Annotated in this window: 12 protein-coding genes; 8 read left to right on the plus strand and 4 right to left on the minus strand. The window is 62.4% G+C overall.

Annotated elements, in window-relative coordinates; genetic code table 11:
* The first annotated feature begins 56 nt into the window (after positions 1-56).
* From M0D68_RS23820 to M0D68_RS23855, 8 genes are read left to right on the plus strand one after another with little or no spacing between them, the layout of a single operon-like run.
* Positions 57-935, plus strand: coding sequence for an ABC transporter ATP-binding protein (locus M0D68_RS23820; RefSeq protein ID WP_266225541.1), 879 nt, complete (start codon positions 57-59; stop codon positions 933-935).
* 44 nt (positions 936-979) lie between these two features.
* Entirely contained in the window at positions 980-2,356 is a 1,377-nt protein-coding gene (locus tag M0D68_RS23825) for an LLM class flavin-dependent oxidoreductase (protein WP_266225542.1), read from the plus strand.
* A gap of 32 nt (positions 2,357-2,388) precedes the next feature.
* Positions 2,389-3,336 (plus strand): TauD/TfdA family dioxygenase, encoded by a 948-nt coding sequence (locus tag M0D68_RS23830; protein ID WP_266225543.1) that lies wholly within the window; start codon positions 2,389-2,391, stop codon positions 3,334-3,336.
* 24 nt (positions 3,337-3,360) lie between these two features.
* The gene (locus M0D68_RS23835) at positions 3,361-4,566 is read left to right on the plus strand and encodes an LLM class flavin-dependent oxidoreductase (RefSeq protein ID WP_266225611.1); all 1,206 of its coding nucleotides are present in this window, start codon (positions 3,361-3,363) and stop codon (positions 4,564-4,566) included.
* Positions 4,567-4,593: 27 nt separating this feature from the next.
* On the plus strand, positions 4,594-4,755 hold the full coding sequence (locus tag M0D68_RS23840; protein ID WP_266225545.1) for a hypothetical protein: 162 nt from the start codon (positions 4,594-4,596) through the stop codon (positions 4,753-4,755).
* Between the two features lie 41 nt (positions 4,756-4,796).
* Positions 4,797-6,416, plus strand: coding sequence for an ABC transporter substrate-binding protein (locus M0D68_RS23845; RefSeq protein WP_266225547.1), 1,620 nt, complete (start codon positions 4,797-4,799; stop codon positions 6,414-6,416).
* A 38-nt stretch (positions 6,417-6,454) separates the two neighbouring features.
* Positions 6,455-7,504, plus strand: coding sequence for an aldo/keto reductase (locus M0D68_RS23850; RefSeq protein WP_266225548.1), 1,050 nt, complete (start codon positions 6,455-6,457; stop codon positions 7,502-7,504).
* A 2-nt stretch (positions 7,505-7,506) separates the two neighbouring features.
* A complete protein-coding gene (locus M0D68_RS23855) occupies positions 7,507-8,334 on the plus strand; it encodes a MetQ/NlpA family ABC transporter substrate-binding protein (RefSeq protein ID WP_266225550.1) in 828 nt (275 codons plus the stop codon).
* An 80-nt stretch (positions 8,335-8,414) separates the two neighbouring features.
* Here M0D68_RS23855 and M0D68_RS23860 read toward each other — a convergent pair whose 3' ends face one another.
* Genes M0D68_RS23860 through M0D68_RS23875 form a run of 4 tightly spaced genes read right to left on the minus strand, consistent with a single transcriptional unit; the run spans position 8,415 to position 13,775 of the window.
* Positions 8,415-10,130, minus strand: coding sequence for an ABC transporter ATP-binding protein (locus M0D68_RS23860; protein WP_266225552.1), 1,716 nt, complete (start codon positions 10,128-10,130; stop codon positions 8,415-8,417).
* A gap of 32 nt (positions 10,131-10,162) precedes the next feature.
* Positions 10,163-11,134, minus strand: a complete 972-nt coding sequence (locus M0D68_RS23865; protein WP_266225554.1) for an ABC transporter permease — start codon at positions 11,132-11,134, stop codon at positions 10,163-10,165.
* Positions 11,135-11,176: 42 nt separating this feature from the next.
* Complete coding sequence (locus M0D68_RS23870) at positions 11,177-12,157, minus strand: ABC transporter permease (RefSeq protein WP_266225556.1); 981 nt, start codon at positions 12,155-12,157, stop codon at positions 11,177-11,179.
* A gap of 13 nt (positions 12,158-12,170) precedes the next feature.
* Positions 12,171-13,775: an ABC transporter substrate-binding protein gene (locus M0D68_RS23875; protein WP_266225558.1), complete on the minus strand. Its 1,605-nt coding sequence runs from the start codon at positions 13,773-13,775 to the stop codon at positions 12,171-12,173.
* Positions 13,776-13,927: the final 152 nt, after the last annotated feature.

The raw sequence follows: 13,927 nt of genomic DNA on the forward strand, positions 1-13,927 counted from the left end.
GCGCTGAATTTGCACTGGGTTTGCACTGAATACAAATTACAGATCAAGGTCCGCACATGACTTCTTCCACACTGTCCGACAGCATCGACATTCTTCACGTCAGCAAGCGCTATACGCAACAAGGCGGCACATCGCTCGCGGTGCTCGACGACATCAGCCTGCGGGTGCGCCCCGGCGAATTCGTCAGCGTGCTTGGTTCGAGCGGTTGCGGCAAGTCGACCTTGTTGCGGCTGACCGCGGGACTAGACAGCGATTACAGCGGCGATATTGTCGTTGCCGGAGACAAGGTGCGGGATACGTCGCTCGAACGCGGCATCGTGTTTCAGGATCACCGCCTGTTTCCTTGGCTCACGGCATCGCAAAACATTCTCGCCGCGTTGCGTAACGCGCCGCTGTCGGCACGGGAAAAGCGGGATGCGGTCGCGCAGCACATCGCGCTCGTCGGCCTGAACGGCTTCGAGAATGCGTATCCCCATCAGTTGTCGGGCGGCATGGCGCAGCGTGTGGCGATCGCACGCGGCCTCGTGAACCGTCCACGCGTGCTGCTGCTCGACGAGCCATTCGGCGCGCTCGATGCGCTCACGCGCGGCCGCCTGCAGAACGAATTGCAACGCATCTGGGAACACGAACGCATCACGATGATTCTCGTTACACACGACGTCGACGAAGCGCTCTACCTCGGTGACCGCGTCGTTACGATGGCGCCACGGCCGGGCCGCATCAAACGGATCGTCGATGTCGCTCTGCCGCGTCCGCGCGAGCGTAACGATCCCCGCTTCATTCGTTTGCGCGACGAAGTGCTGGCCGACTTCGCCGAGCACGACGCTGAGCACGACGCCGCGCGCCGCGAACCTCACGACGGCGATACGCCACACGGCGGCACGCGCATTCCAGTAGCGAATCCATCGATCACCGAATGGCGACTCGCCTGGTAACACCCGCGGCCCCCCATACACACAAACCCTTCGCGGAGACAACGATGAGCGGTGCAAATCGCCAGAAGCGACAGATCAAACTGGGCGCCTTCCTCATGGAGACGGGTCACCATATCGCCGCGTGGCGGCATCCGGATGCACTCGCGAGCGGCGGACTCGACTTCGCGCACTACGCGGAACTGGCGCAGATCGCCGAACGCGCCAAATTCGACACGATATTTTTCGCCGACAGCGTCAGCGTGCGCGACACGAATCTGCCCTCGCTATCTCGTACCGCACGCGCCGATCATTTCGAACCATTGACGCTACTGTCCGCGCTTTCGGTCGTGACGAAACACGTGGGCCTGATCGCCACGGTCTCCACCACGTTCAACGAACCGTACAACCTCGCGCGCAAATTCGCGTCGCTCGATCATCTGAGCGGCGGACGCTCGGGTTGGAATCTCGTCACGTCGAGCACCGAATCCGAGGCGCTCAATTTCAATTTCGAACGCCATCCGGAGCATGCGGTCCGCTATGAACGCGCGCGCGAGTTCTATGACGTGGTGGCCGGCCTCTGGGATAGCTGGGAGGACGATGCGTTTATCCGCGACAAGGAAAGCGGCGTCTATTTCGATCCGGACAAGCTGCACGTGCTCGGTCACCAAGGTAAGCATTTCAAGGTGCGTGGACCATTGAACGTCGCGCGTTCGCCGCAGGGTTGGCCAGTCGTCGTGCAGGCCGGCGCATCGGAAGCGGGACGTGATCTCGCCGCGCAAACCGCGGAGGTAATCTTCGTCGCGCATCAGACACTCGATGAAGCGCAGTCGTTCTACCGCGACGTCAAAGGCCGCCTCGCGAAATACGGCCGCTCGCCGGATCACCTGAAAATCATGCCGGGCATTTTTCCGATTGTCGGCCGTACGCAGGAGGAAGCGGACGCGAAGTTCGCCGCGCTGCAGGACCTGATTCATCCGACGGTCGGTCTGTCGCTGTTGTCGAACATGTCGGGCGGCGTGGACCTTTCCCAGTATCCCGTCGACGGGCCCCTGCCCGAGCTGCCGGAAACCAATGGTGGCAAGAGCCGTCAACGCTTGCTGTTCGATCTCGCACGGCGCGAAAACCTGACGATCCGCGATCTGTATCTACGCATTGCCGGCGCGCGCGGCCACCAGCAGGTGGTCGGGACGCCGCAGAGCATCGCAGACCAGTTGCAACAGTGGTTCGAAGAAGAAGGCGCCGATGGCTTCAACATCATGTCGCCGTGGTTGCCGGGCGGGTTGACGGAATTCGCCGAACTGGTGGTGCCGGAATTGCAGCGGCGCGGACTTTTCCGCACCGAATACGAGGGCCGCACGCTACGCGAGAATCTCGGGCTGCCGCGACCTGCAAACCGCTATACCACCGAGACAAAACAGGTGCCCGCCGTAGCGGGATATTGACGCAACACGTTCTCTTTCGCGAGGAGCCTCCCATGAGCGCAGCCGCATTGCAGGAAGTACAGTCAATTCAGGTCAATCCGCTTTCCGCGCATATCGGCGCTGAAATTCACGGTGTCGATCTCACGCAGAAACTGGATGCGCATCAGATCGCGGACATTCGCGCGGCGCTTCTTAAATGGCGCGTCGTGTTCTTTCGCGAGCAGTTTCTGACGCATGAGCAGCATATTGCTTTCTCCACGCAGTTTGGTCAGTTGACTTTGGGGCATCCGGTGTTCGGCCATGTCGACGGTCATCCGGAAATCTATTCGATCTCGAAGTACCGCAAGGCGACCCGTTTCGAGGGTCAAACGCTGCAGCGGCCTTGGACTGGTTGGCACACGGATGTGACGGCCGCGGTCAATCCACCCTGGGCGTCGATCCTGCGCGGCGTGACCATTCCACCGTACGGCGGCGATACCCAGTGGACCAATCTGGTGGCCGCGTATCAGAAGCTGTCCGCGCCATTGCGCACGTTTGTCGATGGCCTGCGCGGGCTGCATCGCTTTGCGCCACCAGCCGGCGCGAGTGGAACGGAAGCATTTGTCAAAGCCGTCGAACAACGCATTCTCGTTACCGAGCATCCGCTCGTCAGAGTGCATCCGGAAACGGGCGAGCGGGCGCTCTATGTCAGCCCGAGCTTCCTGAAGTCAATTGTCGGCGTGACGCCGCGCGAAAGCCAGGTGCTGCTCGAACTGCTCTGGGAACATGTGACGCGGCCCGAGTTCACCGTGCGCTTCAAATGGGAGGCCGGCAGCGTCGCGTTCTGGGACAACCGCGCGACGGCTCACCTCGCCCCTATCGATATTTTCGATCTCGACTTCGACCGGCAGTTGTATCGCACGACGTTGGTGGGTGATGTGCCGGTTGGCCCGGACGGTGCTCAGTCTGTCGCGATCGAAGGCTCGCCGGTGAGCGCCGCTGCTGCGGTCGCGTTGAACTGAAGACTCACTGTGACTCACTCAACTCTGGCTGCGTCCTCGCCCGCGCCGACGACTTCCGCAGCAGCAACGCGCGACGCCTCACCCTTCGTTCCGGTCCGCTCGCCCACTGCATTCGCGGATAGCCCGGTATCGCGCGCATTGGAACAACCGCTACTGCTCGGACTGTTCCTGCCGATTCAGGCGGGCGGCTGGAGCGCTTCGACACTTTCCCGCACCACCGACTGGTCGTTCGACTACAACCTGGCGCTCGTGCAAAAAGCCGAGGCATTCGGTTTCGACCTCGTCTTCGCGTTGTCGCAATGGCTGCCGAAAGGCGGCTACGGCGGCGTATTCAACGGCGAGGCGCTCGATTCGTTCATGTCGCTCGCGGCGATGACCGCGCGGACTGAACGCATCATTCTGGTGGCGACCAGCCACGTGCTTTACGGCCCATGGCATCCGCTGCATTTCGCCAAATTCACCGCGACGCTCGATCACATTTCGAAGGGCCGCTGGGGGATCAACGTCGTCACCGGTCACCGGGCCATCGAACATGAGATGTTCGGCTGGCACCGTATCGAACATGACCGGCGTTATGAACTGGCCGCCGAGTTTCTAGACGCCGTGCAGCAACTATGGGCGCAACCGGAGAACTTCAGCTTCGCGCCCGAGCTTTCCTCGTGGAAACTGGACAAGGCCTTTGTCACACCAAAGCCGCGTTATGGGCGTCCGCTACTCGTGAACGCAACCGGCTCCGATGCGGGCATCGATTTCGCCGCGCGCTACTCGGACATCGTGTTCATCACGAGCCCGGCCGGCTCCGAGATCGAAGGCGCGCTAGCCGCATTGCCGGCTCACACGGCACGCGTCAAGGCCGCGGCTGCGAAGCATGGCCGCAAGATCCGCACGCTGATCAACCCAATGGTGATCTGCCGCGAGACAGCGGCCGAAGCACGCGCCTATCACGACGCGATCGTCGCACACGGTGACGAAGGGAGTTTTCATCGCTTCGACAGCGACGCCCACGCATGGCGCGGCAACGCGGAACAGCGCAGTCAGGCCGCCGCGCGCGCGGTGGGCGGCAACATCTCGATCATCGGCTCGCCGCAGCAGATCGCCGACTACATCGTGCGTTTGCATCAGGCCGGCGTGGACGGCGTGCAACTGAGCTTCTTCGATTTTCAGCCCGACCTCGATTTCTTTGGTGAGCGCGTGCTGCCGCTGCTGCGCGAAGCCGGCCTGCGGTACTGATGGAACTCAAAACAACAAGGTGATCGTATGAGCCGACTCTGGTACACGCGCTGCCCCGCCCCCACGCCTTTCGGCATCACCGTGCAAAAAGGCTGGCTGGAAGAGGAATTCGATTTCGACGCATGGGTGGACCCCGCGCCTCTTCGCGCAGCGCTTGCACGACAACATGCACTGACAACTCCGGTCTAAGCCGGTTTCGCGCCACCCTCCTTTTCTCACACAACCCAACGATGGCATATGTCACATCGCGGCCGACGCTACGCCGCCGCGGCAAACACCTGTTCAGCCGCGCACTCGGCTGGGCGCTCACACTCGTCATCGCGCTATCAGGCCTGCCGTCGCAGGCGCAGACCCGCGGCGGCACGCTCAACTTCATCGTCACGCCGGAGCCGACTGCGCTCGTCGATCTGGCCACCACCGCGACCAACGTGCTGAAGGTCAGCCCGAAAGTTGTCGAGGGGCTGCTCGACTACGACTTCAAGTTTCAACCCAAGCCCTCCCTCGCCACCTCGTGGGAAGTCAGCGACGACAGCCGTAAATATGTTTTCCATCTGCGTCACAGCGTGAAATGGCACGACGGCAAGCCCTTCACTTCCGACGACGTTGCATATTCGATCCAGACGCTCAGGCAGGTCCACCCGCGTGCGAAGACCACCTTCGCCAATGTCACCGACATCGCGACGCCCGATCCTTATACCGTCGTCATTACGCTGTCGAAGCCGGCGCCTTATCTGATCAAGGCGTTTTCCTCGTCGGAAACGCCGATCGTGCCGAAGCACATCTACGACGGCGCCGACGTGTTGACCAATCCCGCCAACAACGCGCCGATCGGCACCGGTCCATTCCGCTTCGTCAAATGGGTGCGTGGCAGCTACATCGAATACGTGCGTAACGACGACTACTGGGACAAAGGCAAACCCTGGCTCGATCGCATTGTCGTCAAGGTGATCAACGATCCGGCCGCTCGCACTGTCGCGTTCGAAGACGGCTCCGCGGATCTGAGCGGCGATTCGCCCGTGCCCCTGTCCGATCTCGAACGCCTGAAAGGCAACCCGAAGCTCGGACTCGAGACACGCGGCTACGAGTTCCAGGCCGGGGTGTCGCGCATCGAGTTCAATCTCGACAACCCGGTGCTGAAGAATCCAAAAGTACGCCAGGCGATTGCGTCGGCGCTGGATCGCGAAGTGATCCGCAAGGTCATCTACTACGGTTATGCGACGCCGCTCGCGAGCCCGATCATTCCGTCGAATCCCTATTACGATCCGGCGCCTACGCCCTATCCGTTCAACGTGGAACGCGCCAACGCGTTGCTCGACGAAGCTGGCTACCCGCGCAAGGCCGACGGGACACGCTTCGCTCTGACGGTCGATCCGCTGCCGATCGGTGATCTGCCCGCGCGCACTGCCGCCTACGTCAAATCCGCCCTTGCACGCGTCGGCATTGCCATCACCGTGCGCAGCCAGGATCTGCCTGCGTATCTGAAGCGCATCTACACCAACCGCGATTTCGATTTCAGCATCAACGGCATGAGCAATCTGTTCGATCCGGTGGTCGGCGTGGCACGTCTATACACGACCAACAACTTTCGGCGCGGCGTGCCCTTTACCAACGGCTCGCATTACAGCAATCCGGAGATCGATCAACTGTTCGCGCAGGTGGCCGAAGAAACCGACGAGGCTAAACGCAAGCAGTTGTTCTCGCAGATCCAGCGCATTCTCGAACGCGATCTGCCGGACATCAACCTCGTGGCGCCGCAGTACCTGACGCTCTATTCGCGCGCAGTGCACAACCATACGACCTCGCCTGACGGTCTCTCGGCCAGCTTCGCCGACGTGTGGCTGCAACGCTAAGCCTCTTTCGATTCACATTCTCACGGAACCCAACTCACATGGAATACAGACAACTCGGCCGCAGCGGCATCAAGGTCTCGACGCTCACGCTCGGCACGATGATGTTCGGCGGCCCCACCGACGAAGCGACCTCGGCCCGCATTATCGATCAGGCTCTAGAACAAGGGGTTAATTCGATCGATACCGCGGACGCCTACGGCAAAGGCGAATCCGAGCGCGTGGTTGGTCGCAGCATCGCCGCGCAGCGCGAGCGCTGGGTGCTCGCCACCAAGTTCGCCAATCCGCTCGACAGTCATGACGTCAACGCACGCGGCGCATCGCGCAAACACATCGCGCGGGCCGTCGACGCGAGCCTCAAGCGCCTGAACACCGACTACATCGACCTCCTCTACATTCATCGCGAAGACCACGAGACACCGGTCGAAGAGACCGTGCGTGCGCTCAACGATCTGATCCAGGCAGGCAAATTACGCTACTACGGCTTGTCGAATCATCGCGCGTGGAAGATTGCCGAGTTCAGTCATACCGCAGAGGCGCTCGGACTCGATGCGCCCGTGGCAAGCCAGCCGCTCTACAACATTGCCAATCGTCAGGCCGAAGCTGAGCAGCTAACGGCTGCGCACCGCTACGGGCTTGGCGTAATTTCGTATAGTCCGCTGGCGCGCGGCGTGCTGACCGGCAAGTACGAGCCGGGCGCGACGCCCGCTTCCGACACGCGCGCGGGCCGCAGCGACCGGCGCCTGCAGCAGACCGAATGGCGTCCCGAATCGCTCGAACTCGCGCGGCGTGTCCGTGAGCATGCGGAAGCGCGAGGACTTTCCGCGGGGCAATTCGCGCTCGCCTGGGTGCTCAATAGCCGCTACATCAGCTCGACGATCGGCGGCCCGCGTACCGAAGCGCAATGGCAGGACTATCTGCCGGCGCTGCGCTACCACCTGACGTCTGAAGACGAAGCATTCGTCGACTCGCTCGTCACGAGCGGCCATCCATCGACGCCGGGTTTCAACGATCCGGGGCATCCGTTCTTTGGGCGCATCGCGCGGCATGGGGCGTCCCAGGACGCGCAAGCGGCCGTTCAACAGGGATAGCCATGACATTCGACCGCCGCAATTTCCTGCAGACCTCGCTGGCGTTTCTGTCCGCCGGCACGTTAACTACTTTCCCCGCCTACGCCGCCGCACAGGAACTGCGCGTCGGTTTCGTACCCGGCCCTTACGCTGACGAGTTCAAGGCCGGCGTCGAACCGCAACTGCGCAAGAAAGGCTACGCGATCAAATACGTCGAATTCAGCACCGGCCTGGAAGCGAATCAGGCGGTGTATCGCGGCGAGATCGTCGCCGATGTGATGCAGCACGAGGTCTATCTGAAGTCCTATAACGACCGCAACGGCACCGATCTGGTCGGCGTCGTGCAGGTTCCCACTCCGCCGATGGGACTCTATTCGAACAAACATCATTCACTTGCGGACGTGAAACCCGGCGCGCGCGTCGCGGTGCCGAACGATCCGGTCAATCTGGAGCGCGCGTTGAAGATTCTTCAGCGCATCGGCTGGATCAGGATCAAACCGAATCCCAATCCTGTCGACGTGACCGAGCGAGACGTGATCGCCAACCCGGCCGGCATCAAGATCGTTCCGCTCGAATCGGCCCAGGCGCCGCGCGCGCTCGACGATGTCGATTACGCCGCGATTCAGGGCAATTTCGCGATCTTCAGCGGCCACAAACTGACCGATGCCTTGGCGCTCGAAGACATGACGCCGCCGTACATCAACCAGGTCGTCGTCAAGGCATCGAACCGCAATGCACGTCCGACGCAGGACATCGTGGAGGCGTATCAGTCGCCTGATTTCCAGCGTGCGATTCGCAGCAATCGTTTCTATGACGGCTTTCGCCTGCCCGCGTACTTCGGCAAAGAGTGAAAGGGACTTGAGTGATGGCGAGGGCGGCATCAGCCGCCCTGCTTGATACCGCTTGATCGGTGTTATGCGTAGTTTGCGGACTACGCGGCTTGCGCGTCGAAGGTCTTGCCCGGAATCGCTTCGAGCAGCGTGCGCGTGTACGGATGCTGCGGCGCGCGCCAGATGTCGCGATGATGCCCGCTCTCGACAATCCGTCCGGCCTGCATCACATGCACGCGATCGGCGATATAGCGCACCACCGAGAGGTCGTGCGAAATGAACAGATACGCGAGCCCCAGATCGCGCTTCAGATCGACCAGCAGATTGAGGATCTGCGCCTGAATCGATACGTCGAGCGCGGACACCGGCTCATCGCAGATCAGCAGATCCGGCTCCAGCACCAGCGCCCGCGCAATCCCGATGCGTTGCCGTTGCCCGCCCGAAAACTCGTGGGGAAAACGGCCTAGCGCCGAGCTCGGCAGTCCCACCCGATCAAGCATAGTAGCGATGCGTGAGCGGCGCTGTTGCGCGTTGCCGATGCCGTTCACCACCAGCACCGTATCGAGAATCTCCGCCACCGTGCGGCGCGGATTGAGCGACGCGTACGGGTCCTGGAACACCATCTGCACATGACGCCGTAGTGGCCGCAGCTCACGCTCGCCCAGCCGCACGAGATCGGTGCCGCGCAAACGGATTTCGCCGCCCGCCGTCGGCACGAGCCGCAGGATCGCTTTGGACAGCGTCGATTTCCCGCAACCGGATTCGCCGACAAGACCGACCGTCTCGCCCCGCGCGATCTGCAGCGAGACGCCGTCGACAGCACGCAGTACGTTTTTGCCATGACGCTGCTGATAGTCGATCCGTACATCCCGCAACTCGAGCAACGGGGCGCTGCTGAGCGCCGCCACACGCCGCGCCGGATCCGCATCCGCTATATATTGCCCGGTACGTGCAGAACGCGGCACCACGGCGAACGTCGGCTTGCCGTCGTCGCCAATGCCGTGGCGAATTTCTGGCAGCTTCCAGCCGCGATAATGCAGATCGTCCGCAAGATTCAACGACGCGCCGAGCAGACCACGCGTGTACGGATGCTGTGGCTGCGTGAAGAGTCGCGCAACCGGCGCTTCTTCCACCTTTTCGCCCGCCAGCATCACCGCCACGCGATCCGCGTGCTTGGCGACGATGCCAAGGTCGTGCGTGATCAGCAGCAAGGACATCGACAACTCGCGCCGCAAGCCGTCGAGCAAGTCGAGAATATGCGCCTGAATCGTGACGTCGAGTGCCGTGGTCGGCTCATCGGCAATCAACAGACGTGGCCGGCAGGCCACCGCCATCGCGATCATCACCCGCTGCCGCTGCCCGCCGGACAGCTCGTGGGGATAGTCAGACACGCGCCGCTGCGGATCGGGAATCTGAACCAGGTCCAGCAGTTCGATTGCACGCTTCCACGCCGCGGCTTTGGACAGACGCTCATGCTGCCGCAACGTCTCGACGATCTGCGCGCCGATCGGGAGTACGGGATTGAGCGACGTCATCGGCTCCTGGAAGATCATCGAAATCTGCCGGCCGCGGATTTCCCGAATCTCGCGCGCCGGCAGATCGAGCAGTTCGCGACCGTCGAAACGCAGACTCCCAGTCACTCGTCCAGGCGTGGACACGAGGCGCATCAACGAAAGCGCGGTCGCCGATTTGCCGCAACCCGATTCGCCGACCAGCGCGAGGGTCTCGCCTTGCGCGATATCGAAACTCAGGCCGCGCACGGCTTCATGTGCGCCGAAACTGACGCGCAAGTCGCGTACTTCAAGCAGGTTTGCCACGGTGCATCCTCTGTACGTTGTCAGCGGGGTCGTCAAACCCGTTCGCGCAGGCGCGGGTTGAGCGCGTCGTTCAGGCCGTCGCCGAGCAGGTTCAGCGCGAGCACTGCAAGCACGATCGCCGCGCCGGGAACGGCGGTCAGATACCAGGCGGTGCGCAACGAATCGCGGCCGGCGCCGATCATGCCGCCCCAGCTCACCACGTTCGGATCGCCCATGCCGAGAAACGACAGCGACGACTCGATCAGAATGGCGCTCGCCACCATCACCGAAGCGGTCACGATCACCGGCGGCAACGCGTTCGGCAAAATCTCGCCGAAGATAATGCGCGCGTTGCTGAAGCCCTGGCTGCGCGCGGCGAGCACGAAGTCCGACTGGCGCAGCGTGCGAAATTCGGCCCGCACGATTCGCGCGACGGTGGGCCACGAGGCGATGCCGATCGCCAGCGCGATGATTGTCACGCTCGGCCGGCCGATCGCCACAATCACGATGACCAGCAGAAACGACGGCACCGTTTGGAAGAGTTCGGTCACGCGTACCAGCAGATCGTCGATCACGCCCCCGAAGAAGCCCCCTATCGCGCCGACCAGCGTGCCGATCACCAGGCCGATACCCGCCGACGCCGCACCGATCAGCAGCGACACGCGCGTGCCATGCGCGATGCCCGCAGCCACATCGCGTCCTAGCGAATCGGTGCCGAGCCGGTATTGCGGGTCCACACCCGGCCATTCGAAGGGCGCCCCCACCATATCAAGCGGATCGCCTGGAAACAGGTGCCCTGCGCTGAGTGCCAGTGCGATAAAAGCCGCGAGCAATAGAAGGCCGGCAAGTGCCGACGGGTTACGCACCAGCGCTCGCCATACACCTCGACCCGCGCCGCGCGATCCCGATGTATCCGAAGAGCCGGCACGTCGCTGACCGAACAGCGTGCCGGCCAATTGACGCCGCCACGGCGACGTCGTGGGTTCGGGCGGCGTGGCAATCAGATTGGAAGAGTCGGAAGCCATTTCATCCCTCTAGAAGTCAGCATGAGTGTCGAAACCGTGACGTCACGCCACGCGCGGATCGAGCCACGCCTGCAGCAGATCGACCAGCACATTGGCGACAATCACAAGCAACGACGACAGCAGCAGAACGCCGAGCAGCACGCTGAAATCGCGCGCCATCACGGCGTCGAGCGCGAGACGCCCGAGACCCGGCCAGCTGAACACCGTCTCGGTCACGGCAGCGCCGCCTAGCAGCGTGCCGAAATGAATCCCGATGATCGTCGTAAGCGGCATCAGGGCGTTGCGCAACACATGCCGCACCGTCACACGCCATGGATGCAAACCTTTGGCCTGCGCGGTGCGCACGAAGTCCTGGCGTTGCACCTCGAGCATCGCGGCCCGCGTAAGCCGCGCATAGATCGCGACAAAGAAGGTCGCCAGCGTCGCGGCTGGCAGGAGTACATGTCTGGCTGCATCGGCGAAATAGGCGACGCCGTGCAGTTGCACGCCGAGCGTGATGTTGCCCCCGCTCGGCAGCCAGCCCAGGTGCACCGAGAACAACACGATCGCCAGCAGGCCGATCCAGAAACCCGGCGTCGAATAGAACAGCAAGGCCAGCACGGACAACACCCGGTCGGGCCACTTGCCGGCCCAATGCGCCATCACCACGCCGAGCACCACGCCAGCCACGATCGCGAACGACAACGCGACACTCATCAGCAGCAGCGTATTCGGCAGGCGCGACAGAATCAGTTGCATCACCGGCATGTCGTAACGCGGCGAATAACCCAGGCTGAAATGCGAGAGATGCGCGAGGTACGACCACAACTGATGCAGAACCGGCTGATCGAGCCCGAACTTCGCGCGCAGCACCTGCATCGTCTCCAGCGTCGCGGAGCCGGATTCGCCGGCCAGCACATCCGCGGCGTCGCCCGGCATCAGCTTCAGCAGGAAGAAATTCAGGATCACGATGCCGATCACCGTCGGCAGCGCCTGCCACGCGGTACGCCGTGCAATTGCTGCGAAACGCAAACGTCGACTCATCGTGTCTCTCCTGTCACGCGCTCAGATAGACATCCGCGAGATTGCCTTCGAGGCCCTGCGCGGAAACCGTATGGTTGTGGACGCGACGGTTCGCGAGCGTGACCATGCGTGGCGCGACCAGGTTGAGAATCGGCAGCTCGCGATAGACGATCTGCTGGAACTGCTGGTACAGCACGACGCGTTTGCTCTCATCGGTTTCGATCGACGCGCTTTCCAGCAGGCGGTCGACTTCCGGATTGCTGTAGTGCGGCGCGTTCGAAAACGGCACACCCGGACGGATATTCTTCGACCAGTAGAGGCGCTGCACCCCCACGCTCGGATCGAACAGCGTGTTGACGCCGATACTGGTGAAGTCGAACTGACGATCTGCATACACACGCTTCAGGAACGCCGGCAAATCCTGCGAGCGCACCGTGACGTCGATGCCGACCTTCGCCAGCGCCGACTTCACGTAATCCGCCTGGCGGCGATACATGTCGCCATAGGGCAGAAAATCGTGCGTCAAACCAAAGCGCACGCCGCCGTCCTTGCGCGGATAACCCGCCGCATCGAGCAGTTTCTCCGCGTTGCCGATATCGAATGCATACGGCGCGAGTTTGGGATCGTGATACGGAGACCCGGGCGTGATCGGCGTGGGTGACACATCGGCATAGCCGTATGCCACGGTGCGCTGTACGACCTGCGGATTGATCGCGTGAGCGATCGCCTGGCGCACGCGGAGGTCTTTGAGAATCGGGTGATCGAGATTGAAGTCAATCTCGGCGAGCGGTTCCAGAAAGCGATAGCCGCGCGTTTCGACGGCCAGCTGCGGCAATTGCGTGAGCCGCGGCAGATCGGTGAGCGGCACCGGATTCTCGCCGCCCAGATCGAGCGCGCCAGTTTCGAATGCGGCGGAACGGGCGGCGGCGTCGGGAATGACCTTGAACACGAGACCATCGATATACGGTTTGCCCGCGTCCCAATAGTCCGGATTGCGTTCGTAGACGATATTCGCACCGCGCGTCCACGACTTGAAGCGGAACGGCCCGGTGCCGATCGGCGCATTGTTGTGCGGATTGGCCAGAGGATCGCCCGATGCATAAAGATGCTTGGGAACGATCGGCGACTCACCCGCCGACAACGCCTTCAACAGATACGGCGCCGGCTTCGCCAATTCGATCACCGCCGTGCGCGCGTCCGGCGTGGCCACACGCGTCACATTGGCAAAACTACTCCTGCCACGCGGATGCACCGCCTTGAGCAAATCGATCGAGAAAGCGACATCGGCTGAGGTAAACGGCTGCCCGTCGTGCCATTTGACGTTCTGCCGCAGCGTGAAGGTGTATTTCAGGCCATCCGGGCTCACGGTCCATGCCGTGGCCAACTGCGGCCTGGGCTGCAAATCGAAGTCGTAAGCGAGCAGGCCTTCCAGCACCTTGGAACTCGCAATGAGCGCGGGACCCGTGGTCTGAAAGATCGACACGAGCACCGGCGGCTCCGGATTGATCAGCATGTTTAGCGTACCGCCCCGCTTCGGCGCGGCAGCCTCGCCCTGGGCGAACGCCAGTGCCGGCATACCGGCCGCCGCGAGCGCTGCGCCCGATGAAATCAGAAAATCGCGTCGATTCAGCCCTGCCATGTGATCCCGATCCTTTTGCCGATGATTCGGCCAGTCACGGCCGCGTGAAATGTCGTCATGTCTTTTTCGGCAATGCTGCTGCCGCAGCGCTCACGATAAAGCCGCTGCGGCAGCAAACGAACCAATCGTTAGGCATATGCAAAGCACGGTGC

The organism is Paraburkholderia sp. SEWSISQ10-3 4, assembly GCF_030464785.1.
GTDB lineage: Bacteria > Pseudomonadota > Gammaproteobacteria > Burkholderiales > Burkholderiaceae > Paraburkholderia > Paraburkholderia aspalathi.

Coding starts and splice junctions, on each gene's coding strand:
- M0D68_RS23820 (WP_266225541.1), top strand. CDS start 57: ATGACTTCTTCCACACTGTCCGACAGCATCGACATTCTTCACGTCAGC.
- M0D68_RS23825 (WP_266225542.1), top strand. CDS start 980: ATGAGCGGTGCAAATCGCCAGAAGCGACAGATCAAACTGGGCGCCTTC.
- M0D68_RS23830 (WP_266225543.1), top strand. CDS start 2,389: ATGAGCGCAGCCGCATTGCAGGAAGTACAGTCAATTCAGGTCAATCCG.
- M0D68_RS23840 (WP_266225545.1), top strand. CDS start 4,594: ATGAGCCGACTCTGGTACACGCGCTGCCCCGCCCCCACGCCTTTCGGC.
- M0D68_RS23845 (WP_266225547.1), top strand. CDS start 4,797: ATGGCATATGTCACATCGCGGCCGACGCTACGCCGCCGCGGCAAACAC.
- M0D68_RS23850 (WP_266225548.1), top strand. CDS start 6,455: ATGGAATACAGACAACTCGGCCGCAGCGGCATCAAGGTCTCGACGCTC.
- M0D68_RS23855 (WP_266225550.1), top strand. CDS start 7,507: ATGACATTCGACCGCCGCAATTTCCTGCAGACCTCGCTGGCGTTTCTG.
- M0D68_RS23865 (WP_266225554.1), bottom strand. CDS start 11,134: ATGGCTTCCGACTCTTCCAATCTGATTGCCACGCCGCCCGAACCCACG.
- M0D68_RS23870 (WP_266225556.1), bottom strand. CDS start 12,157: ATGAGTCGACGTTTGCGTTTCGCAGCAATTGCACGGCGTACCGCGTGG.
- M0D68_RS23875 (WP_266225558.1), bottom strand. CDS start 13,775: ATGGCAGGGCTGAATCGACGCGATTTTCTGATTTCATCGGGCGCAGCG.